Genomic DNA, 22,923 nt, shown 5'->3' with positions numbered 1-22,923 from the left:
AATTTTACAGGATATTGATCCGACAAATACAAACTATAGTATAGTTTCGATTATAGTTTGTATTTTTATACATATAAAAGAAATAATATAATAAATTTAAATATTATATAAATTATCAAATCATGCGGGAGAAGACATGCCTTTTTCAAGCTCCAGACGCAATTTGTTAAAAGCGGGATTTCTGACAAGTGTTGCCGCGCCCTTCTTTTCTGTATGTGGTTGCGGCGTTTCCCGCAGCTTTGCCAGCGCCGCGGTGCCTGAAGATTTAACCACGCTGACCCGCACAACGGTACCCGGTGAATATTTGTCGAAAGGTAAGCTCTATCGGTGTATCGAGGCCGATAATGGCTGGCCTATTGTGGTGCGTGAAGATCTGGCCGTCGCAAAAACCGGCCGTGAAACAACGCGTAAGCCACTGGTCGCATTTGCGCATGTTACTGATCTGCATATTATTGATGCTGCCTCACCATCGCATTCTTCCTTTTTGCGCCAGTATAAAGGCACAATTGACGGAGCGCCTTTATCCAATGCTGCCCGCGCGCAAGATACGCTCACCGTTCATGTTCTGGATGCCATGGTGCGTCGCATCAATGCTATTGCCAAAGGGCCGATATCGGAGCGGCCATTTGATTTTGCTATTTCCACCGGCGACAATGCCGATAGCCGTGGCACCCATGAGCTCGAGGCAGTAATTGCAGTGCTGAATGGCAATGTAACGACATTTAATGCTGCTGGCGGGCTTTATGAAGGTTTGCAGGATAATACTGCCGGCGAGGGCGCTGCCTATGATGCATTCTGGCATCCGGAGCCGGTAGCAGCAAATCAACAGCCGGATATGTGGAAACGCGCTTATGGTTACCCTGTGATTGAGGGCTTTATTGCAGCCGTCAGCCAGCCGGTACAATCAGAGGGTTTGAATTTTCCGTGGTATACCGGTTTTGGTAATCACGATATTATGGATGCTGGCGTGCTGCCTAATGCCAGCGGCCTGAGCTTGTTTCTTGATGCATTGGCAACGGGCACCAAATTGCCAACAGGTGTTCCGAAGGGCATGACTGTTGAGGATTTTATCGGCGCAATACTCAGCCCCGGCAAACAGGGGCTGGAAGGGTTAATTGCTAATATGCCGATGCGCACAATATCAGCTGCTGCCAGCAGACGCGCTTTTACTAAAGAAGATTTTATCCGGTTACATTTAGAAAAAACTGGCACATACGGGCCGCAGGGACACGGTTTTTCTGAAGATAATCTGGCACAGCAAACCGCTTATTACCGCTTCAGCATGGCTGAAGGTGTAACTGGCATTATGATCGACAGTACAAATCCGAATGGCGGGCCCGACGGTTCGCTGGATTCTGATCAGGCAATCTGGCTCACACAGCAGCTTGAGAGCTTGCATGATCGTTTTTATGATGACAATGGCGAGCTGGTTGAGACCGGTAAACCGGATCAGTTAATTGTGCTGTTCTCCCATCATAATTCCAGAACATTCGATAATCTTGCACGCCCCCATGGGGCCTTAAAAAGCGACCGGATGGCGTCTGATGCCTTTTTGGCTTTGCTGCGAAGATTTCCCAATATTATATTATGGGTTAACGGGCATATGCATGCGAACAGGGTCTGGTCGCATCCTGATCCGCGGGGGCGCGGACACGGGCTATGGGAAATTAACACGGCCGCGCATATTGATTATCCGCAGCAGGCTCGCACGATTGAGATTATGGATAATGGTGACGGCACGCTGTCAGTTTTCGCAGTGATGATTGATCACTCGGATCCGGCTGATATTAAGCGGAACGGGCAACAGGATCGCGCTTCGCTCGCAGCATTAAGCCTTGAGCTGGCACTGAATGATCCCGCACTCGACAGACCTTTCAGGCTTGGCTTGCCGGAAGACCTCAATGTTGAGCTGGTTGTCAGAAAACCATTCAACTAGAGCGGGTCGTGTTCAGGTTGGTTCGCAGCGCTCGCTCTAGATTTTAGAGCTTCGCATTGTCATGCCTATCAAGTTGATGCAATTTGATAGGGAAATACTCTAGCTTGTCATATGAGATTTATTGCCGGTCTGCATATTCTGCTTCCCCCCATGCAAGCTTGAACATGCTAACCGGCAATAAAACTTTATTTTTTGAGCGAAACGATCACTTCAATCTCCAGCGGGAGATTAACAGGCAGAGTAGCCGAGCCTAATGACAGGCGGGCATGAGCGCCGGCTTCACCAAAGACTTCCATAAACAAATCGGATGCCCCATTGGTAATCGCTGCATGATCTTCAAAATCGGCAGTTGTACGCATATGGCAAACGACCTTAACAAAACGCTCGATACGATTGAGATCACCGGCAGCATATTTGATTTTGGCAAGAGCCGAAATAGCCGCCAGCCGTGCCGCATGATAACCCTGCTCAACAGTAAGATCTGTACCGATCACACCTTTATACTGAATAACGCCGCCAATAGTGCAGGAGGCGCCGGCACAAAAAACCAGGCCGTGGGCTTCGACTGCCGGGACATAATTACCCATTGTTGGTTTGCTTGAAACTTCTAATTCAATGCCCAACTCGGCCAGCCGCTTTTCGATAGTCATAGGTATAACTTTCTGTGGCGCAGGCTAAAAGCCTGCGCATTATGTCAAGTAATGATGTTAAAGCCTGATTATTGGTTTTCGACGAGCGCGACCCAATAAGAGGCACCAAGCGGAATGATTTCATCATTGAAATCAAATTGCGGATGGTGCAATTCAGCGGCCGGACCCTGACCGATATAGATCATAGCGCCAGGGCATTTTTCCAGCATAAAGGCAAAGTCTTCACCACCAAGACCGGCCGGTGTATCGCGCATCACCTGCGCTTCACCAACGATAGTGGCGGCAATATCCGCGCAATGCATGGCGCGTTCCGGATTATTGACCATCACCGGATAGCAGCGCTCATAATCGAATTCGATTTTTGCACCATACATTTGTGCAATACCGGCAATAATTTCACCCATACGCTTTTCAGTCAGATCACGCACATCCGGCGATAAAGTACGCACGGTGCCGCCCATCAATGCGGTTTGCGGGATCACATTATTGGTATTACCGGCATTAAAAGTGGTAACGGAAACAACCGCTGCCTGCATCGGATCAAGCGAGCGCGACACGATCGTCTGCAAAGATTGAATGATGGTGGCGCCTACAATCATTGGATCAATGGAGGCTTGCGGTTTGGCTGCATGCGAGCCTTTACCAATAATTTTGATGCTGAATGTATCCACGGAAGCCAGTGCTGCACCCCCACGGATACGGAACTCGCCAACAGGTACATTCGGAAATGTATGCATGCCGTAAATTTCGGTGATTTTAAACCGCTCAATCAGGCCGTCTTCAACCATTTCACGGCCGCCGCCGCCGCCTTCTTCAGCCGGCTGGAAAATGACAGCTGTTTTGCCCTCAAAATTGCGGGTTTCCGCAAGGTATTTTGCCGCTGCCAGCAACATTGCGGTGTGGCCGTCATGGCCGCATGCATGCATGCAGTCAGCAGTTTGTGAGGCATATGGCAGGCCTGTATCTTCATGGATCGGCAAAGCATCCATATCCGCACGCAATCCGATAACACGGCCAGCATCGCGGTTTTTACCATAGATAATACCGACAACACCAATGCGGCCAATGCCTTCGTGAACCTCGTCAACGCCAAAAGCGCGCAAGTTTTCAACGACTGTGGCTGCGGTTTTATGCACATCAAAGAGCATTTCAGGGTTCTGGTGAATCCCGCGACGGATCTGTGTCATCTCAGGATGAAATTCGTTGATGCGTGCAATGATGTTCATAATAATTCCGTTCTACCCGCCTGAAGCGGTTTCATTTTTGCCTGAAACTGCTCTGATAAATCTTAAAATCGGTTGCCGCATATGAGTATGCGGCAACCGGTCTTGTCTTATTCAGGGACCAGTCCTGTTTTATTCAGGGAAATGCAAACGACCCTGCTTATCCCAAGTGAACCCTGCTGTTTTCAGCATTTCACGGGCTTTTTCGATATTATATTCAGGCACTTTCAATGCAGAATTATGCCAGAACTGATTAGAAGGTACTAAGGAAGAGGCCGTGGTTGCAGCATCGCCGCCCAGTACTTCTTCAATAATTTCTTCATAAGGTGTGGCGTGAGACAATGCCTGACGAACAGCCTTATTGGCAAAGAACTCATTCTTCATATTGTAGCGTGCCGACATATAACCATTCGACTGCGCCTGAATGATCTGCAACTGATCAAAGGTGCGGAATTCTTCAACCACAGTTGGTACGAGCGGCTGCAAGGTAACATCCACATCACCTTTGGTGAGCGCAGACGACAACACTTCAGCTGAACCATACTGGATAAACAGCAAATCTGCCGGTGGCTTCATGAAGTGGCTTTCATTACGCTCCATGTAGACTTCGCGGCCTTCTTTCCAATATTTCAGGCGGTAGGCTCCGCTGCCAACCAGAGGAACGTTTTTGAAATCCTGTGGCTTGTCAATGCCGGTATCCTGTACCAGTGTTGACCAGATATGCTGGGGCAGGATTGGCGCCTGTGCCAATAATGCAGCGACAAAAGGTGCTGATGGCTGTTTGAGTGTAAAGCGGGCTTTGCCGTCTACAATCGCAATGCTTTCAACATTATCCAGATACTGCTTGAAATAGATGGCATTGTTGTCTTTCAAATATTGAAAGGTAAATACAACATCTTCAATGGTAACCGGTTTGCCATCGCTGAACTTAAGGTCATCACGCAGGCTGACATCAAGCGTCGTGTCATTAATGACATCCAGTGCACTGGCAGCAGCAAGCTGGGTCTTGCCATCCGGACCAACCATCATCAAGCGATCATAAACCAGAGCCAACCGGTCAAGATCTTCACCGATTTTGAAAGTCAGCGGGTTCCAGCTTTCCTGATCAATTGTCCAGCCAAGGCGCACGGCTGGCTGGCCATTGGTCGGAACCAGACGGGTCAAATTCCATACCGAACGTAAGCCTTCCGGCGTATCGATGTATTTTTCCAGCGCGACATTATTCTTATTATAGGCTGTGGTGTTGATCACATAAGCGATCAGCGCCTCAGGTTGCTCAGCATAAATTGCTTCCTGCAACTGGTTAACAACAGCACGTCGCTGTTCAGGATCGTATATTTTCAGCTGTTCTGCGCCAAGACGATCAATCTCCGGCGAGGAGAAACTACCGACATTCATATTGCCCGGTGTAGAGTTTTTACTGTTGAACTGGCCGTTGGAATAAAATTCTGGCTCGTAACGGGCAGAAGAACCCGACAGCACTGACAATACCACGTCAAACTTATGTTCGTTGAACCACATGCCCAGCATAGGTGCAGGGAAAGGCTGCGGATTAAGTTTAACCTTCAGGCCCAGCTCTTCCCACGCTTCAGCGAGATAACGGCTGGTTTCAAAATAATGCTGATATTTGGTTGAAGGCCATGTCAGGAAATCGATTTCCGGAACAATTTTACCCTCTGCAAAAGCAGAAAACGGCGCCGCAACCAGACATGATGTCAGCAGCAATTTACGCATAAATTTCATACTCATCCTCCCATAAAGAATGTTTTCGCATAATTGCAGTAACATTCTTGTTCTGTCTCTTTGGTTCTTATTCTGGCGCATGCTCGGAAAACCGGTCCCCACTTTTCAGCCCTATGCGCTCGGTTTTAAACAATCACGGCAAAATAGCCATGATTGCTGCAGTATCAGCCGGAGCATTCCACAACCAGCTTTTCAAAATGCTGCCTATGCTAATGCAACCGGCCAAACAATCCGGTGCGCGATGCATCATGTGCAAAGAGCGCGCGCCGGATTGATGTTTCGTTATTTACCCTGTGCCGCCAGAATATTGGCACGCACCAGTTCTTTATACTCTTCAGGGAAATCGCACTCGGTTAAACCCTTGAGAATTGGTGCAACATAAGCATCTGTCGGAGCCCATGCACGGTATTCACCCGGAATGAAATAGGTGCTGGATGCAACTTCATTGCCGTCTTTGTCGATCAGCGTTACAGGCACATGAACCCACTGTGCTTCTTCAACATGCGCGGCGCCGTCCATCTTGGCCATATCTTCGTCGGTCAATGCATATTGAATGCCGTAAGTAACCGCGCCTTCTTTTGGCAGCAGCGTGCAACCGGCAACGCCTTCCATGCTGCAATGGCCGAAATTCAGCTCATAGCCTTCAAGGCGCATATAACCGGCATTGGTAGCTGACGGGCAAACGCTGCGCATGCTGTCTTCAACGAGTAGCGTGCCGTAAGCGAAATAATGCATGATAGTCTCCTGTGTATGTCAGTACAGCCAATGCACACTCCGTGCGAGGGCTGATATTTGAGTTTTGGTGGTCAGATCGCGGCTTTGTCCCATACGGAGGGATCGCTTGCGCGTGCCGCAAAATTTTCAGCATCCTGCCAGTGGTGGCAGCGCACCAGATGTGAAGCATCACCGGTTTGGGTGATCACGGCTTCCGGCATGGTTTCACGGCAAATTGCGGTTGCCAGCGGGCAACGCGGGGCAAAACGGCAGCCATCCATTTTATCCGAAAGATCCGGTGGTGATCCCGGAATGGAAATCGGTTCTTTATCGCTGCCAAGCACGGAAACCGCATTGATCAGGCCGATTGTATAAGGATGTTTTGGTGCCGTAATAACGTCTTCTGTCGGTCCTGCTTCAACCAGAGTTCCGGCATACATGACCATGACTTTTTGGCAGTTCTCAGCCACCAGAGCCAGATCATGGGTCACCAGAATAAGCGCAAAACCGTTTTGCTGCTGCAATTCGCGCAGACGCACAAAAATCTGATCCTGCACAATCACATCAAGCGCGGTTGTCGGTTCATCAGCAACGATCATTTGCGGTGAGAGTGCCAACGCCATAGCAATAACTGCACGCTGGCGCATACCACCGGAAAACTGGTGCGGATAATCATTGGCACGCTCAGGCGATACGCCGACCATCTCGAACAGACGCTGCACCATGGCATCGCCATCTGCCTTTGAAATCGGGCGATGCGCACGCACCGCTTCAATGATCTGATCGTTAACACGGCGCACCGGATTGAGCGCATTAAGTGCACTCTGGGTGATCATGGAAATTTCAGCCCAGCGGGTTTTACGGCGGGTTTCGGTATCCATGTCCAGCAGGTTTTTGCCAAGCAGTTCTATCCGGCCGGCACTTACCTCGCCATTGCCGGGCAGAACGCCCATAACCGCTTTAAGCAACGTGCTCTTACCGCAGCCGGATTCACCGACAAGGCCAACGCGCTCACCGGATTCGATGACAAATTCAACATCTCTGAGTGCTTTAGCAGTGCCCTTCGAGGTATGATAATCCACATGCAGGCCAGTAACGCGCAGAACCGGAACGGAAGATTTTTGTATTTCAGTCATAGATTATCTTCCTTCGCGCAGACGTGGATTGACGACATCTTCATAGGCGCGGCCTATAAAATAGACGGAGGTAACGAGAACCATGATGGCAACACCAGGCGGCACAACCCACCAAGGCGCGCGATACATCATCTGCGATGCGTAAGCCTCGTAAATGATCGAACCCCATGTCACGACATCCGGATCACTGAAACCGAGAAAGCCAATGCTTGCTTCGGTGATAATCGCCCATGCCAGTGCAAAGGTGATGGATGTCAGCGCCAGCGGCAAAACATTAGGTGCAATTTCACGATAGAGAATGTCGAAATCGCTGGCACCGGTGGTACGGGCGGCGGCAACAAACTGACGCTCACGCAGCGACATCACTTCCGCACGCACAATACGTGCGGTTGAGCGCCACATCACGATGACCATCGCCAGTACAATCGTCCAGATGCTTCTGCCGGTGAGCGAAAGCAACACGATGATGAATGGCAGAAATGGCAGGCCGAGCAGAATATCGGTAATGCGCATCAAAATGGAATCGACACGTCCGCCGAAATAACCGGCCAGCAGGCCGAAGTTCAAACCAATAATCACCGAGCCGATTGCTGTCATGCCACCAATAATGATGGCTGGTCTTGCGCCCCACAACATCTGGCTGAAAACATCGCGGCCAAAGGTTGTTGTTCCAAGCCAGTGGTCGGCACTCGGCCCAGCCAGACGCAGAAGCTTGCCGGCTTCATTATAATTGCGTGCCATTGGATCATAAGGAGCAATCCACGGGCCAATAATGGCGAGCAGAATGCAAAAGCCGAACACTGAAAGACTGATACGGCCACTGCGGCTAGACCATGTGATTTTGAGAAAGTTGTATAAAATGCTCATGGCTAGCCTCACTGATTAACAATGCGCGGATCAAGCACGCTGTAAAGGAAATCCGCTAAGAGAGTGCCGACAACAGTCAGAACAGCGATAAGAAGGAAGGCGGCCTGCACCATTGGGAAATCCGAATGGCCAACGGCTTCAACCATCAGCAAACCAAGGCCCGGCCATGAGAAGACGGTTTCAACAACAACCGAACCGGCAACCGCACCACTGAGCGTCATTGGCAAAGTTGTTGCCAATGGCAGCATGGAGTTACGCATGGCGTGACGGTAGAGAACGGCTTTTTCAGTCAGACCTTTCATGCGGGCAAGCTCGATATATTCTTCACCAACTGTGGAGAGAATGCTGGAGCGCATAAGCAGGAACGGAAAGCAGAAATTGTAAATCGTGTTGATCAGGAAAGGCAGCGCCAGATGGTGCAGAAAATCAAGCGAGAAATACATCCGCCAATCTTCATCCGGAAACATACCCGGAGTTACAATATGGCCAACCGGAAACAGATCGAGATTGATCGAGAAAAACAGAATGGCAATCATGCTGAGCCAGAACACCGGTGCGGATTGCAGCGAGGTCGACAAAAACACCATGATCGTTTCCAGCTTGGAGCCGCGACGCCAGCCAATGATAGCACCGGCATAACTGCCCAGAGCATAGGCTGCAATCATCGACGGAAAGACCAGTAGGATCGTATTGATCAGACGACCGCCAATTTCTTCAGAAACCGGTCTGCCGGTATGAAATGACAGGCCAAAATCAAACGATGCCAGATTGGACAAATAGCTGAAATATTGCTGCCAGAGCGGCTTGTCGAGGCCGAACTGAATCTTGAGTGCTTCCTGCGCCTTCGGGTAGAGGGCAGGGCTGATAACTGTAGCTGTAGGGTCGCCCGGCAGCAGCCGGAACATGAAAAACATCAATGTCAGCATAGTGAACAAGGTGATCACTGAATGCCAGAGGCGACGAATCCAGAATGAACTCATATTAGTTCCCCGCCAAAGGAGCCTTCTATCAACAGGCTGGTATTGATAACTGGCAACCCTTTGGCCTTTTTAGATTAAACTGGTCAGTTGATTACGGGCGGTAAGTTACCCATATCCGCGTCTATGCTTCGGCTTGTACGAGGGCAGGCACTTGCACAAAATGGCAGGCAACCCGATGCAATGCTGTTTTGTCCGGTGCAGGTTCTGTCTGCGAGCAAACAGGTTGCGCAATCGGACAGCGCGGATGAAAACGACAACCGGTCGGAACCGAGGTGGCATTGGGAATGCCACCGAGAATTTCGATCGGCGGGCGTTTATTCTTGATATCAATAGATGGCGTGGAACCCAGCAATGCCTTGGTATAAGGATGCTGCGGATTGGCCAGAATTTCTTTGCTCGGCCCGTATTCAACCACCTTGCCCAGATACATAATCGCCAGCTGATCGCAGATCGCGCCTGCTGAAGACAAATCATGGGTAATATAAAGCAATGCCAGACGGCGTTGCTTCACAAGGCGCTTCAACAGCTGGATAATGCCCCATTTGATCGAAACGTCGAGCATTGAGATAGGCTCATCAGCCACCAGCAGTTCGGGCTTGATCACGATTGCACGGGCAATACACACACGCTGGCGCTGGCCGCCGGACAATTGATGCGGGTATTTTTCGAGAAACTGCTCAACCGGCGTCAGGCCTGCCTCGGTCATCGCTTCAATCACGGCCTGCTCACGCTCAGCGTCAGACAATGGCAGCTTTTGATAGATCAGAGGGCGGGCAATCAGCTCTTTAATTTTATGCTGCGGGTTCAGCGATCCGTAAGGATCCTGAAATACCATCTGCACTTTTCTATGGAACGCTTTACGATCCTGTGCCTTCAAGGTGCGGGCGTTGACGTCAGCAAACATCACGTCGCCATGGGTCGGGGTTTCGAGCCCAACCATCAAACGCGCCATTGTTGACTTGCCGCAACCGCTCTCACCGACCAGACCCAGCACTTCACCTTCACGGATCGTAAAATCAACACCATCAACCGCGCGCAAAACACGCGCCTCAGCAAATCCCTTTTTCTTTGAAAAGATATCTGTGAAGCGCTTTGGCAATGCATAATGCTTGGTTAAATCACTCACTGTAATCATGAGTATCCGTATCCCTCATCATTCCTTGAAAGCATGAGTAAATTTGCATCATCACATATGGCGAGGCATACAAATGTCATTATTTGCCATGCTCGCCTTGTTAAATTTTGAAAATACCCAGCTTTCCCGCTCTTATATTTTTTCTTATTGTTGTTTATAGGGGGATATTACACTTTTGTATAATGCCGTTTTGGCGCATAAACATTCTGAAAATGCATGCAAGGAGGGGATTATGAGACGTACATTGCCATCAACAAGCGCACTTGCATGTTTTGAAGCGGCTTTTCGCTTGAAAAGCGTCACCGATGCTGCTGAAGAATTGAATATGACACAAAGCGCGGTGAGCCGGCGAATTCTCACACTGGAGCAATTGCTGGGCAAACCACTGTTTCGTCGCGAGCATAAACGGCTGATTCCCGAGCCTGCCGCTATTCGCTATGGTAAAGAGATTGAACGTATTCTGGCTGATCTTGAAACCGTAACCAGCCTGTTTATTGCCGACGGCCATGATGTGGGTTTGCTCACAGTTGCTATGCCGCCAACATTTGGTTCGCGTGTCCTCATTCCGCGTTTGAATGATTTTATTTCACAGCACCGCGGAATTGATATCAATTTTGTATCGAAAATCCGCCCCTTTGATTTTGAGGCGGAGCCGGTCGATGTTGCTATCTATTTGGGCTTGCCAAAATGGCCGGGGGTGCATCTTAAGTTTCTGACCAATGATTATGTTGTACCGGTCTGCTCGCCAGCCTTTCTTGCTGACAATCAGTTGGACATACCGGCTGATGTTTTAAATTGTCAGTTGCTTCAACATACCACCCAACCGGAATTATGGAAAAGCTGGTGCCTGGCGCATGACCTTGACCCTACGGGCGTGAAGGGCGGGCCGCGCTTTGAGTTTTTCTCGCATGTTATCGGCGCGGCAACTGCAGGGGTTGGTGTTGCACTGATTTCAGAGTTGCTCATCCAGAAAGAGCTTAATTCCGGTGAGTTGGTTATACCGATGCCAGCACGGTTTAAATGTGAGGAGGCGTATTATTATGCCTATCCTGCGAGAGTAGCAGATGACATTAATACGCAGGCTTTCGGGCTGTGGCTGAAAAAAGAATTCGGACATTTAACCGGCAAGCTCGGTTAAATGTCTGATTTTTATATCAGCTTTATGTATTTGAATAAATATTTAAAACTGTAATTTATATTTACGATTACTTTAAATAAAGCCATCATTAAAAATCATTTAAGTAATAATTATTTTAATATTATAAAGCGCGATATATATTATATAAATATATTGATAGTGAAAGTATATTACAATTATTTCAAGTTGACAATATGTATATTTATGCGTTTTTTTAAATTTAAAACTGATCTATAAATTTATATACATTTAAAATCACGGTTATTGAATATTAATAAAATTTAAGGAATGTTATATGTGTATAAAGAAAAAGATTATTTATTTTTATAAATATAGTATTTTATATATATTAAAATTTTTATTAAATAATCTTAAATATATTATAATCGCATTATTGGCCTCCAGCGCATCTATGAGTATTGTTATGGCTCAGTCCGTGGGTGGTGCCGGAAGCCATGGCACTACCGGTGGTAAGGGTGGTGATGGTGCAGGCAGCGGTGGCGGCAATGGCGGTGACGTAAGTGCGGCCGCCGTGGGCGCTGTCGGAACGCCTCAAGGAGCTGGCGGTGCAGGGGCTAATGCAAGCGCATCTGATTTGGGTGGCGCTGGCGGCGTGCTTGGCGGGAGCGGCTTGAACTACGTACCAGGCACTTTGAGCGCTGGAGCACCGGGTGCTAATGGCAGCGCAGGAGGCGGCGGCGGTGCAGCTTGGTTTTTAAATGTGGCTGGGAATTTTACTTTGCCTACTGCCTCGATGCAGTCAGGTGGCAAGGGAGGGATTGGCGCTTGTAACTCTGCAGGTACACAATGCGGCGGCGGCGGTGGCGGCGGTGTAGGGCTGATTGTTGATGGAGCGATTCCCGGTTCAGTACTCATAACGGCTCCTGGAAACTATACTCTGGTTGCAGGGGGGGATGGGGCTAAGGCTGTTGGCACTGGAGGAGCTGGCGGTGGTGGAGTAGGTATCTTTTTAAAAGACAATGCGCGTGATTTAAGAATTTATAATGTCTCAATAAACGGGGGGGATGGTGGAAAAGGGGTTGATACTATTTCAGGTGGGGACGGCGGTGCAGCACTCGTAATTAATAGTAATGTGCAGCTAAGTATAGTTACTGACCCAGGAGTAAAAGAATCGGGTTCCGCTGCCAGGTTGAACGGCGGAGCGGGGGGTGATGCTGGTACAGGCATGGCTGGGAAGCCCGGTGCTGCAATGGTATTCCAGGGCAATAACTCTGTTGTAACCTTAACCAATTCAATCATTGTGTCAGGGATAAGTGGAGGGGGAACAGTACAGGCTGTCAGGATGTCTGGTGACAGCAACTCTTTAATATTGGAGGAAGGAGCGGTAAATAGTAATGCATTTATTATTACAGCCAGTAACGCTAATGAAGCCATTTTATTAGATGGTGACAATAACTCAATTGAACTCAGAGGTAGCATACTTATTACTGGCTATGTAAACTCAACAGGAAAGGGCAATGCATTAGCATTCGGTGGTGATGCAAATAGACTGTGGGATTCCCATAATCCTATTGACTTAAGTACATTTGGGGACAACAAGTCGTTCAGAGGTTTTGATCATTTAGTCAAGAATGGTGACTCCACCCGTATTATAGCAGGGGTGCAAACTACTGATGCTGATTGGACCATTAACAATGGTATAATCAGACTTGCTGCAGATGCTGATATCAGTAATGCCAAGCGTGTCACAGTCTCTAGCCTTGACCCCAACGCGAGTGATGGCGCCAGGATAGATGTAGATAATGTAACAGCATCAAGTGTATCGTTCAAAAGTTTAGCTGGTGGTGACTATGGTCGTATTACCTCTACTCAAAATGCCAAAAAAATTATTGTAACAGCTGGGCTAAATGAGGTTTATGCCGGAGATTTTGTGACAAAGGGTGGTTTTGAAATCACTGGTGGAAGTCAAATATTCATCAATCCAAAAGTTTATGAGGGTAACACATCCATCGGTACTGGCGCCACATTACAGATGGGGGATGGGGTAACAGATGGGTATTTTAAAAATGGTGGTAAATATACAAGTACCGTAACGATTGCTCAAGGTGGCACATACGCAATTAATAACCCTACACAAACAATCTACAAAGATCTTATTAAAGGTGCCGGTGATTTTCATCAAATGAATACTGGTAAAACAACATTTGTAGTAAGTCAGGAATATACGGGTAAAACGCTGATTACAGGTGGTATACTAGAGTTAGCTGACAGTGCTGATGGGTTAACAAGTGGAGGTATAGCATCTAGCCTGCTAGATATCGGCGTTGATAATTCTACGCAAGGAAGTTTTGTCGTAAATCTTTCTAAGGCTTATACACTGTCTAGTGTTATAACCGGAACAGGTAGCTTTAAGCAGCAAGGCGCTGGAACAACGGTCCTAACCGGGAATAGTCTTAATTTTTCTGGCACAACTATGATTACGAATGGTACACTAAAGATTGGTAGTGGCGGCACAACTGGTGCGCTCAGCGGTAATATTCGCAATGATACGCATCTGGCCTTTGATCGCTCTGATGCTGCCTCCTATTCAGGCGTACTCAGCGGGGCGGGTGACTTAACTAAACTCAGTGCTGGCATATTAACATTGAGTGGTTCCAGCAATGCTTTTACCGGTAAAACTACCGTTGAAGGCGGACAGTTGTTTGTAAGCGGTACATTGGGCACCGTGACGTCCGGTGCTGTAAGCGTATCGTCTGGTGCGCAACTAGCAGGCACAGGAACAATTGGCGGCGCTACAACAGTCGCAAGCGGTGGTGCTCTTCTTGGGCAAGAAGGTAGCGTACTGAAATTTCAAAACAGTCTAACATTGACGGGCGGAAGCATTATTAATGCTTCGCTAGGTCAAGCGCCTAACACTTCAGGTCTATTTAATGTTACAGGCAATTTATCACTTGCTGGTACAATGAACATTATTAACTTGCATGATTTTGGACCAGGCACATACCGTATTTTCGATTATACAGGCACTTATTCAGGTGTAGGTTTAACGATCGGTACTGTACCGACTGGTTTTGATGCCAGTAAAATGGTCATCAAGACGGATACTGCCAATCAGGTTAATCTAATTTTTGCGGATCAGTCTGAATACAATAATTGGGATGGTGGTGACATTACAAAGCATAATAATAATGTAGTCGATGGTGGTGATGGTGTCTGGAACGCGACAAATGAGAATTGGGTTATCAGTGATGGCTCAAGAAATGGCGTTTGGAACGATGGCGATTATGCACTTTTTGCAGGTAGCGCAGGTACCGTAAGTATTGACGACACTGCCGGAGCATTAACCAGCAAAGGGCTCGTATTTTCTGTTGATGGTTATATCCTTAAGGATGGCCATATTGTTCTTGCCGGAGGGGCAATGCCAACTATTCGTGTTGGTGACGGTTCAGCCTCCGGTGCAAATATGATGGCGACCATCTCGTCAGAAATAAAAGGTACTGCAGGCCTTAAGAAAATTGATAAGGGGATACTAATTTTAACGGCAGATAATACTTACAGTGGCGGTACAACAGTTAGCGGCGGGATATTGCAGCTCGGGGATGGCCATAATACTGGTAGTATTCTGGGTAATATTTTGGTTGATAGCGACGATCATTCTTATGGAACACTGGTTTTTAACCGTGCGGATGATGTCAGTATAAACAATATCATTAGCGGTGGTGGAAAAGTCGTGCACCGTGGTGCTGGCGTCACTACCCTTTCCGGGAATAATACATTTTCGGGTGGTTTGACTGTCGAAAAAGGGACGGTCAAAGCAGGTATTATCGATAATGCGTTTGGTGCTGGCAAACTGACGGTGAATGCAGGGGCTACCGCTGATCTTGATGGCTTCAATACCAAGGTTGATGGCTTGGAAGGAGCAGGGTCTATCAGCCTTAGCACAGCAACGTTGACACTTCACCAGGATGCGGACACTACCTTTTCAGGGGTTATTTCCGGAGCTGGAAACCTTGTAAAAGAGGGTGCAGGTAAGTTGACCCTTTCTGGGGGAAATAACTATTCCGGTACAACAACTTTGAATGCTGGCGCATTATATCAGGGTGCTCAAGGTGGTTTTAGTAGCACATCTGCTTATGTTATAAGTACGGGTTCCAATTTATATCTAAATGATTTTGTTACAACAATGGCTTCTCTCTCTAATGGCGGCACCATTACTATGGGGGCGACAGGTAGCAATGTTTTGAATATTTCTGGTAATTACACCGGTACCGGAGGCACAATTATTTTGAATGCTGCTTTAGGTGGTGATAACTCCCAGTCTGATCTTGTTAAAATTAATGGAGACACAACAGGTAACACCAATCTTAAGGTTGTTAATCGTGGTGGTGCGGGTGAGAAGACTACAGACGGTATCAAAATTATCGATGTGTCTGGGCAATCCGATGGCGTTTTCAATCTTTTGGGAGATTTCACGACAAAAGATGGCCGTAAGGCCGTTGTCGCGGGTCTTTATGCTTATACGCTCTATAAAAATGGTATTAGCACGCCTGCGGATGGCAATTGGTATCTGCGGTCATCGCTTGCAAATCCGGTTAATCCCGTCAATCCACCTGATCCTCCGCACTATAATCCTGGAGTCCCTATTTATGAAGGATATATGCAAAATATGCAGGTTTTAAATGCCCTGCCTACTATGAAGCAGCGTGTTGGAAACCGCTATTTAAACCGGAGTTATAATTCCGATGCAAATGCGACCAATAAGGATCAGATGACTAATCCGAGCGCTGTCTGGGGCCGGATTGAGGGTGGGTACAACCATTTCTCAACCAACGGCACTACTGGCATGAAGCAAGATATCAGCACTTATATTATGCAAGCTGGCATGGATGGTAAGTTTACAGAGACTGAGAGTGGCTATTTGATCGGCGGGTTTACAACGCAATACGGTAAAGCTGTCGGTAATATATCATCAGATCATGGTGACGGAAAAATCAACACCACGGGTTGGAGTGTTGGAACTACTTTAACCTGGTATGGTGATAATGGGCTTTACGTCGATGGTCAGGCACAAGTGTCGTGGTATGATAGTCATCTTAATTCAACTACAGCCAATAAAACACTAGTCGATAATAATAATGGCTTCGGATATGGTTTAAGTGCAGAGCTTGGTCAACAATTTGCGGTTAATGATAACTGGTCATTTATACCACAAATGCAACTTGTGTGGTCATCTGTTGAGTTTGAAGCTTTTGATGACCCTTGGGGTAACCCGGTAACTCAGAGGCACGGCAATAGTCTCCACGCGCGATTCGCCGTATCAGCTGAATATAACAATTCCTGGCACGCAGATAATGGAATGATGAGCCGTACCAATTTATATGTAATTGCAAACATTTATCAGGAGTTTTTGGAATCGGCTAAAATTAGTATAGTCAACACTGATTTTAGTAACTCTAATGATAACTCGTGGGGCGGTGTTGGCGCAGGTGGAGCATATAGCTGGGCCGATGATAAATATATGATATATGGGGAAGGTTCCTATAATACGAGTTTAGAAAATAGCTATGCAGTAAAGGGATCATTAGCATTTAAAATGAGATGGTAAATAAGTCCCTGAAACTTTATTGACTACAGCTTGATCTGACAGTTATTAGTTTTACACTGATGACTGTCAGATTAATTTCAGCCTAAGGTTTTTTCTTGTCATATTGATTTTCCGTCAATCATTGTTTTGTACAGCTTTCTTCCGGAACATATTCTACCCTGATGCGCGTGTTTGTGGCTTCAGCAATCCGGCATTCGTCAAAATCATCCTGCAGTTGCTGAATGGAGGTGTAAATCTTCACGCGGAATATGACCCTATAAAACTCCAGTGGGATCGTCTTGTGAGCGCGCTCGCAGATGCCGCTTATTCTGATGAGTAAAGAGGCTTGATCTTAGTTTTATTATGTTCAATGCCATGAATGCCAAGTAATAGCGGATAGCCATGGCTTTCTGCCTTGCCTCAATGGCGGTTCATCGATCTGCAATATATAGCACCGTCAGCTAATGCTCCTCCATAGAAGACAAAATTCTATCATTGAGCAGAAATCTGCGTCTGTGATTGGGAGGCCGGTGTAAAGCTTGAAGCATGGGCGTGTTTTAAAAGATTATCTACATAAGTCCGCTGATGGACGCGAGCGACCTTTCTATGTTCTCAGATGACACATGTCCTGATTACTTAAATAGCCCGTATGTGCGCTTTCAGTCGCGCCACAAGCGCCATATCCAGTGCTTGAAATTGAACTTCGGTGAGCATCATATTTAATAGAAAATTGCTCCATTTTCTAGCGGTAAGACCATGCACATATCGTTAAGCTATGACCACTTAAATAAAATCCGCTTGTGATGATGCCCGGTTATGTGAAGTAAAGATTCAGCCCGCAATGTAATCTAACGGAGTGCCGTGGCAGGCATGTGGGTAACGGCATGATACCAAATCTCATACGCATGCCGTTTTCACTACCAGTACCGATGTTCCAGCGCTTTGTGACGTTAAGCTTGAGGGGGCTGGCGGTTTTTGGTCGATCACCGCATACTTTATCTTTGTGAACAACCGTTTAAGGACGGGTATCATTAAAAGCGCTGTGCAACGCATATTACAAACGCTGCTAACGCCGGCTTATATGGAATAAGTATTTGAATGATACCGGCTTTGTCACATTTACCAAGCGCGCGATATGCAAGCGGCAGTACAGATGAGAATGGTCAATGGTGATGCCGTTACTGGTCCCTTTGAGCAAAGCCTGACAACCGCGTTTGCAAGAAACGCGCGTTCTGTGGGATACTATCTACTACATCGCGACATCCGGTTGCCAATAGACGAGACTACAGAAAACTTTCCCTTAGTCACGATGGTTCAGCACAACTTCTACCGGTGGCGAGATAACGCTTATTCGACCTCCTCAACGAGGCTGTGGTAGCTGTTGCGCGACTTGCTGAGGGGCGCATACGATATATCGTGACCGATACGCCCGGCAACATGTTGAAAAGCGTAGACATGAAGCGACATCTAGGAGCGCGACGGCACGCCAGGCCTCATTGAGCGTGTTAGGAGAAGCTACCCAACGGTGACACGTGCTTTATCGATGGCGGCTACACCAGGGAAAAATTGAGAGCCATTATTACGCACATCTAGGAGCTGGCAGTCGAGCTTGTCAAGCGATCCGATGGCGCAAAGGGCTTTATACTCTTGCCAAAGCGATGAATCGTAGAGCACACCTCATATGGCTCAAACGCTGCTGCAGGCTCGCAGAAGATTGGAAAACTCAATCGCCTCGTCTGAAGCATGGCTGTTGGTCTCTTCCATAAAGCGCATGATGCGCTGAATTACTAAACTCGAATTATGAGTTAGGCTATTAGATACAAGTTCTTCGCTGATAAATAGTATAGGGCCACTATTAAAGCCGTATGTATATTCATTATCAATGAAGAATTTTCATATTAATATATGTAATTAATTAGTTGATTAATATCTGTAAGCTTATCCTGAAATACATAGATATAGTTATTTTATGGATGCCTGATAGACAAGATAATTAAGTTTGGCTAGCTTTTGAAAATCACGAGGGCTTGGATTCCATTTACATATAGGCAATGTATCAACTTATGGATGGACCTTACTTGAATGCCGCTTTTTCAAAGTTAAGTAATATTGAATATTGAAATGGCTATAGAATGCAACATTAATTATTATATGGCTGTGCTGTGATATTTATCAGTATACATAATTTAGTTTGTATATAAGATTAGGTAATTTATATATCACAATTATAGCGGGGATAAACAGGTGAGTATACATGGAGTAATAACAGCAACACCAGACGCTGATAACAAGTTTTATTTAAATCAGTTGTTTAAGTTAACCGCAACATTTACCGCAACTGATCAAACTAGTAAAATACCAGAAGGTGCTTTCTTAAATTTTGTAGATGCGGATAATTCTTTAGTCGTTACTAATGGCAACAAGCAGAATTTAGTAATTATTGATCCTGAAAAATCTTATATTGGTCAGGTTGTATATTATTGTTATTTTTCTAAAAAACCAGCTCCTAGCAAGGTTATAACTACAGTAATATTTGCGGATAACAACTTTATAGATGCTTCGAGCAAATATATGAATTTTAATAATATTAAAGATGCAGTCAATATAGATTACTACGATCCCATGCTTCATTGTCTACCAGTAGCTGAAACAGACAATGAACTTCCGACAAATAAAGTTAACTCTATACATTATACCGCTACTGTAACAGATGATGAGGGTAAACCAGTAAAAGACTATCTTGTTGAGTGGGCACAAGATTGGGATTCGGATTTATTTTCTAATATGTTAGTCTATAATCATGAAAAAGATAAAACTTGTTTAGAAACCAATATTGATGGCCGTAATAGCTGTATTACAGTGACTGATGTCAATGGTATTGCTGAAATTTATTTAGTTTCTAAGACCAATCAGGTTTATTTTGAAATTAGAGCTCTCGGCAATCAGCGGGAACCTTTTAGTTTTACACCAGTTATAGTTTATGATGTTAATCAATTTAATAGTGCACTACAAGAGCCAGATCTTATTACGTCGATTACAAATAATGATGGTAGTGCTGATTTAGATTCAGTAGAGGGATCATTTGTAAGCGTTCAAATATATACGAGTAATTTATCAGATACTACTACAAGTGACATTCTACTTTTTGTCAACGGCAACCTGAATAAACGCATGTTGTACAGCCCTCAGGCAACAAGCGATAAGCCATTTACATTGAATTTTAATGTGGCAAAAGTTTCACTTTATACTGATCATGGCCCTAATAGTAATGAAGATAATATTATATATTATGTACTAGCAACTAAGGCTACAGGCGTAATGACGTCTATGAGCTTATACAAAAAAGCCACAGGGAATGTTGGTGAAAACAAACCAGATCCAGATATTACACGCGAACTTACTAAGCCGAGCATTTTATATGCTGGTGATTTTGTTAATTTAAACACGATAAAAAATGGTTTAATAGTTGTGATCCCGATTTCTAGCCCTGCATCTGTATGGCAAGCAAGCGTATATGATAAAGTTACAGCAACAATTTATCTTAACGGTTGGGATCCTACGACTGGACAACCTAAACATGACATGTATAGCAGTGATAAAGACGTAACTCAAGATGATATAGATTCAGGAAATTTAAATATAATTTTTCCAGCATATCAAGTAACCGGATATGATTCAGCGCCAGGTGACCAGAATAGGCAAGAAAATCTTTATGTAGAATTTTATATAATAAAGAAAGGTGCGCCTGATAATTCAAAGATAATGTCACAATATAATACCTATAGATTAGACACTAGCGCACCTGGCGGATAATTAATTTGATTATAAGTTTACAAAATGGAATTAAATAATAGTTATGCAATTACAAATGATTATATCTCAGGAAACGGGTCCATATGACCCAAAATATTCTTCATTAAAGCCTTGTAATTGGGTAAACGTCTACGGTGATCCTGGTACTAGTGTTTGTGCAAAAGTTTCTAGTGAAGCAACAATTACTCAATCTAACGACAGTAATTATACGTTTAAATTGGATTCTAGTGGTCGTGGAAGTTTTAGTGTATTTATAAATAAAATGCCCAGCGCGATAACAACTGTGATGATTAATGATACATCTAATCAAGATAATCAAGCCAATGGATCAATGTTATTTAATGACTATTATACGGCTTCTGGTAATTTTTTGGGGTATTGTTATAATAATGGTGTTGTTGCGGATGGTAAAACGCCTTGCATAATATGCATTGTTGTTAATAAGAACCTTGATTTTGGTAACTTATATTATGTTGCTGCAAAAATCATTGGAGACGCAGAAATTTTAAATAAACAAAAAATGTATAAAGAAACTATTATTGAACTGGTAGATAATAGTTATATTAGCATAGAAGTATATAGCTCCAGTAAAGAAAGCGCTATTTTGTATCTAAGTTTACGGGTTCACCCGATGGCGAGTATATTGTATTAAATATTATATTTAAAGAATTTTATATAGATAACAATTGAGGGAGTTTATGACAAACAATTTAAGCCTAGAAAGGGGACTCTATACTCCGACGTTACCTCAAGCTGATAACAATATAATTGATTTGAATTTAATAGACGATTATATTATCATACAAATAACTAATTACATTAATATTGGTAATTATGACAAAATAATTGTCCGCTTTAATAGCATAGAGTCCAATCCATTTATTGTATATTTCATTAATAATCCACCACAATATACGTTCGTAAAATTTTATAAGAATACTTTAGCTAGCGGTACTTATACAGTTAATTATAGCTCTCAAGATATCGCTCTTAATATTGCATACTCTGATAGTATTGTTGTAAAAATTATAAATGGCTTAACATATAATTTACCGGCACCGTCATTTCCAAAAGCTGAAAATATGTCTGTGTACTATAACACAATAGTTGCAGATAAAGGACTGATTATACGAGCACGATACAGCGATATGCATTTAGGAGACAAGATTATCTTTAAATGGAATGGAATGGACTCTGATGGCTATGACATACCTGAATCTACAATAGAATTAGATCCAATAGTTGTTTCAAATAAAGATTTAGAAAACAATTTTGTTGATGGTCTTATACCACAAAGAAACATTCAGATATTGGGTATAAATGGCTCTGGCTATGGTATGTACTCACGAACATCATCGATTAATAATAAAGTTAAAACCGATAATTCTCCAAAAAGTCATGTATATATTGTATGGGAAAACTATAATAATTTGTCTATGTTTATTAGTAAGAAAGCTGCAGTAAGAGATAGTCGTTATCCATACTTATTACCATCAAACAAAGGAGCAATATTTGGACAACCCGGAATGATGGTAGATTAATTTACTGACGCTCATACAAATATAGTTGCCGTTAATAGTGACAACGTTGTCAATTCCGTTGTTTTGAACGAGAGTGGGTATGCTACTTTTCAAATTTATCGTAATATAAATGTTAGTGGCCCAGGTCCTGTTGTTGTAGAGGCAAGCACTAAAGATACAAAAGTAAATTCAATATCAAGTAAATCTACGTTTGAAAACTATGTAAATGGAAAAGGAGGCATATATGGGTATAACTACACAGATAACATCTATGCCGATGGTAATACACCATCTTCCATATATATTTATGCCGTTGATAATCAACAAGTAATTATTGCAGAGGTCAGCGAAAATGCATTAATAAATGCATGGAATAATAAAATTGCTATCCCAGTGCATATGGATAAAACAGCGACGTTAAGCATAATAACTAGCACACCAGGTGTGTATACAGTAAATCTTTACACTGAAAATAACCCTCAGGACATAGTTACATTTTATATCAACTTTATTGTATAGTTTC

The 22,923-nt window shown here is 44.8% G+C and carries 15 protein-coding genes; 7 read left to right on the top strand and 8 right to left on the bottom strand.

Going from position 1 to position 22,923, the window contains the following annotated elements; genetic code table 11:
* Positions 1–136: 136 nt before the first annotated feature.
* The gene (locus MP213Fo_RS15095; RefSeq protein ID WP_421091198.1) at positions 137–1,936 is read left to right on the top strand and encodes a TIGR03767 family metallophosphoesterase; all 1,800 of its coding nucleotides are present in this window, start codon (positions 137–139) and stop codon (positions 1,934–1,936) included.
* A gap of 185 nt (positions 1,937–2,121) precedes the next feature.
* Here the strand turns inward: MP213Fo_RS15095 and MP213Fo_RS15090 are convergent, their stop codons facing one another.
* From MP213Fo_RS15090 to MP213Fo_RS15055, 8 genes are all read right to left on the bottom strand, one after another.
* Positions 2,122–2,586, bottom strand: a complete 465-nt coding sequence (locus MP213Fo_RS15090; RefSeq protein WP_421091197.1) for a RidA family protein — start codon at positions 2,584–2,586, stop codon at positions 2,122–2,124.
* 68 nt (positions 2,587–2,654) lie between these two features.
* On the bottom strand, positions 2,655–3,812 hold the full coding sequence (locus MP213Fo_RS15085) for a M20 aminoacylase family protein (RefSeq protein WP_421091196.1): 1,158 nt from the start codon (positions 3,810–3,812) through the stop codon (positions 2,655–2,657).
* A gap of 129 nt (positions 3,813–3,941) precedes the next feature.
* The gene (locus tag MP213Fo_RS15080) at positions 3,942–5,552 is read right to left on the bottom strand and encodes an ABC transporter substrate-binding protein (protein WP_421091195.1); all 1,611 of its coding nucleotides are present in this window, start codon (positions 5,550–5,552) and stop codon (positions 3,942–3,944) included.
* Positions 5,553–5,834: 282 nt separating this feature from the next.
* The gene (locus MP213Fo_RS15075; RefSeq protein WP_421091194.1) at positions 5,835–6,287 is read right to left on the bottom strand and encodes a gamma-glutamylcyclotransferase family protein; all 453 of its coding nucleotides are present in this window, start codon (positions 6,285–6,287) and stop codon (positions 5,835–5,837) included.
* Between the two features lie 71 nt (positions 6,288–6,358).
* Positions 6,359–7,402, bottom strand: a complete 1,044-nt coding sequence (locus MP213Fo_RS15070) for an ABC transporter ATP-binding protein (RefSeq protein ID WP_421091193.1) — start codon at positions 7,400–7,402, stop codon at positions 6,359–6,361.
* A gap of 3 nt (positions 7,403–7,405) precedes the next feature.
* Positions 7,406–8,269 carry an ABC transporter permease gene (locus MP213Fo_RS15065; protein ID WP_421091192.1) on the bottom strand — a complete coding sequence of 288 codons (864 nt, stop codon included), beginning with the start codon at positions 8,267–8,269 and terminating at the stop codon, positions 7,406–7,408.
* 8 nt (positions 8,270–8,277) lie between these two features.
* Positions 8,278–9,249, bottom strand: a complete 972-nt coding sequence (locus MP213Fo_RS15060) for an ABC transporter permease (protein ID WP_421091191.1) — start codon at positions 9,247–9,249, stop codon at positions 8,278–8,280.
* 121 nt (positions 9,250–9,370) lie between these two features.
* Positions 9,371–10,384 (bottom strand): oligopeptide/dipeptide ABC transporter ATP-binding protein, encoded by a 1,014-nt coding sequence (locus tag MP213Fo_RS15055; protein ID WP_421091190.1) that lies wholly within the window; start codon positions 10,382–10,384, stop codon positions 9,371–9,373.
* A gap of 232 nt (positions 10,385–10,616) precedes the next feature.
* Between MP213Fo_RS15055 and MP213Fo_RS15050 the strand changes: the two genes are divergently transcribed.
* The 6 genes from MP213Fo_RS15050 (at position 10,617) to MP213Fo_RS15025 (ending at position 22,919) form a co-directional block, all read left to right on the top strand.
* On the top strand, positions 10,617–11,522 hold the full coding sequence (locus MP213Fo_RS15050; protein WP_421091189.1) for a LysR substrate-binding domain-containing protein: 906 nt from the start codon (positions 10,617–10,619) through the stop codon (positions 11,520–11,522).
* A 295-nt stretch (positions 11,523–11,817) separates the two neighbouring features.
* A complete protein-coding gene (locus MP213Fo_RS15045; protein WP_421091188.1) occupies positions 11,818–17,088 on the top strand; it encodes an autotransporter outer membrane beta-barrel domain-containing protein in 5,271 nt (1,756 codons plus the stop codon).
* A 2,223-nt stretch (positions 17,089–19,311) separates the two neighbouring features.
* The gene (locus tag MP213Fo_RS15040) at positions 19,312–20,880 is read left to right on the top strand and encodes a hypothetical protein (protein WP_421091187.1); all 1,569 of its coding nucleotides are present in this window, start codon (positions 19,312–19,314) and stop codon (positions 20,878–20,880) included.
* A 43-nt stretch (positions 20,881–20,923) separates the two neighbouring features.
* Positions 20,924–21,532, top strand: a complete 609-nt coding sequence (locus tag MP213Fo_RS15035; RefSeq protein WP_421091186.1) for a hypothetical protein — start codon at positions 20,924–20,926, stop codon at positions 21,530–21,532.
* Between the two features lie 46 nt (positions 21,533–21,578).
* On the top strand, positions 21,579–22,421 hold the full coding sequence (locus MP213Fo_RS15030) for a hypothetical protein (RefSeq protein WP_421091185.1): 843 nt from the start codon (positions 21,579–21,581) through the stop codon (positions 22,419–22,421).
* A gap of 63 nt (positions 22,422–22,484) precedes the next feature.
* Complete coding sequence (locus MP213Fo_RS15025; RefSeq protein ID WP_421091184.1) at positions 22,485–22,919, top strand: hypothetical protein; 435 nt, start codon at positions 22,485–22,487, stop codon at positions 22,917–22,919.
* The last annotated feature ends 4 nt before the right edge of the window (positions 22,920–22,923 follow it).

Origin of the sequence: Pseudochrobactrum mosebachae (genome assembly GCF_048914685.1) — a bacterium.
GTDB lineage: Bacteria > Pseudomonadota > Alphaproteobacteria > Rhizobiales > Rhizobiaceae > Pseudochrobactrum.
This window is presented reverse-complemented; position numbering and strand designations above follow the sequence as displayed.

Excerpts from the sequence above, each read along its gene's own strand:
- MP213Fo_RS15075 (WP_421091194.1), bottom strand. The coding sequence starts at position 6,287 with ATGCATTATTTCGCTTACGGCACGCTACTCGTTGAAGACAGCATGCGC.
- MP213Fo_RS15050 (WP_421091189.1), top strand. The coding sequence starts at position 10,617 with ATGAGACGTACATTGCCATCAACAAGCGCACTTGCATGTTTTGAAGCG.
- MP213Fo_RS15085 (WP_421091196.1), bottom strand. The coding sequence starts at position 3,812 with ATGAACATCATTGCACGCATCAACGAATTTCATCCTGAGATGACACAG.
- MP213Fo_RS15045 (WP_421091188.1), top strand. The coding sequence starts at position 11,818 with ATGTGTATAAAGAAAAAGATTATTTATTTTTATAAATATAGTATTTTA.
- MP213Fo_RS15060 (WP_421091191.1), bottom strand. The coding sequence starts at position 9,249 with ATGAGTTCATTCTGGATTCGTCGCCTCTGGCATTCAGTGATCACCTTG.
- MP213Fo_RS15055 (WP_421091190.1), bottom strand. The coding sequence starts at position 10,384 with ATGATTACAGTGAGTGATTTAACCAAGCATTATGCATTGCCAAAGCGC.
- MP213Fo_RS15080 (WP_421091195.1), bottom strand. The coding sequence starts at position 5,552 with ATGAAATTTATGCGTAAATTGCTGCTGACATCATGTCTGGTTGCGGCG.
- MP213Fo_RS15030 (WP_421091185.1), top strand. The coding sequence starts at position 21,579 with ATGACAAACAATTTAAGCCTAGAAAGGGGACTCTATACTCCGACGTTA.
- MP213Fo_RS15065 (WP_421091192.1), bottom strand. The coding sequence starts at position 8,269 with ATGAGCATTTTATACAACTTTCTCAAAATCACATGGTCTAGCCGCAGT.
- MP213Fo_RS15070 (WP_421091193.1), bottom strand. The coding sequence starts at position 7,402 with ATGACTGAAATACAAAAATCTTCCGTTCCGGTTCTGCGCGTTACTGGC.
- MP213Fo_RS15095 (WP_421091198.1), top strand. The coding sequence starts at position 137 with ATGCCTTTTTCAAGCTCCAGACGCAATTTGTTAAAAGCGGGATTTCTG.
- MP213Fo_RS15090 (WP_421091197.1), bottom strand. The coding sequence starts at position 2,586 with ATGACTATCGAAAAGCGGCTGGCCGAGTTGGGCATTGAATTAGAAGTT.
- MP213Fo_RS15035 (WP_421091186.1), top strand. The coding sequence starts at position 20,924 with ATGCAATTACAAATGATTATATCTCAGGAAACGGGTCCATATGACCCA.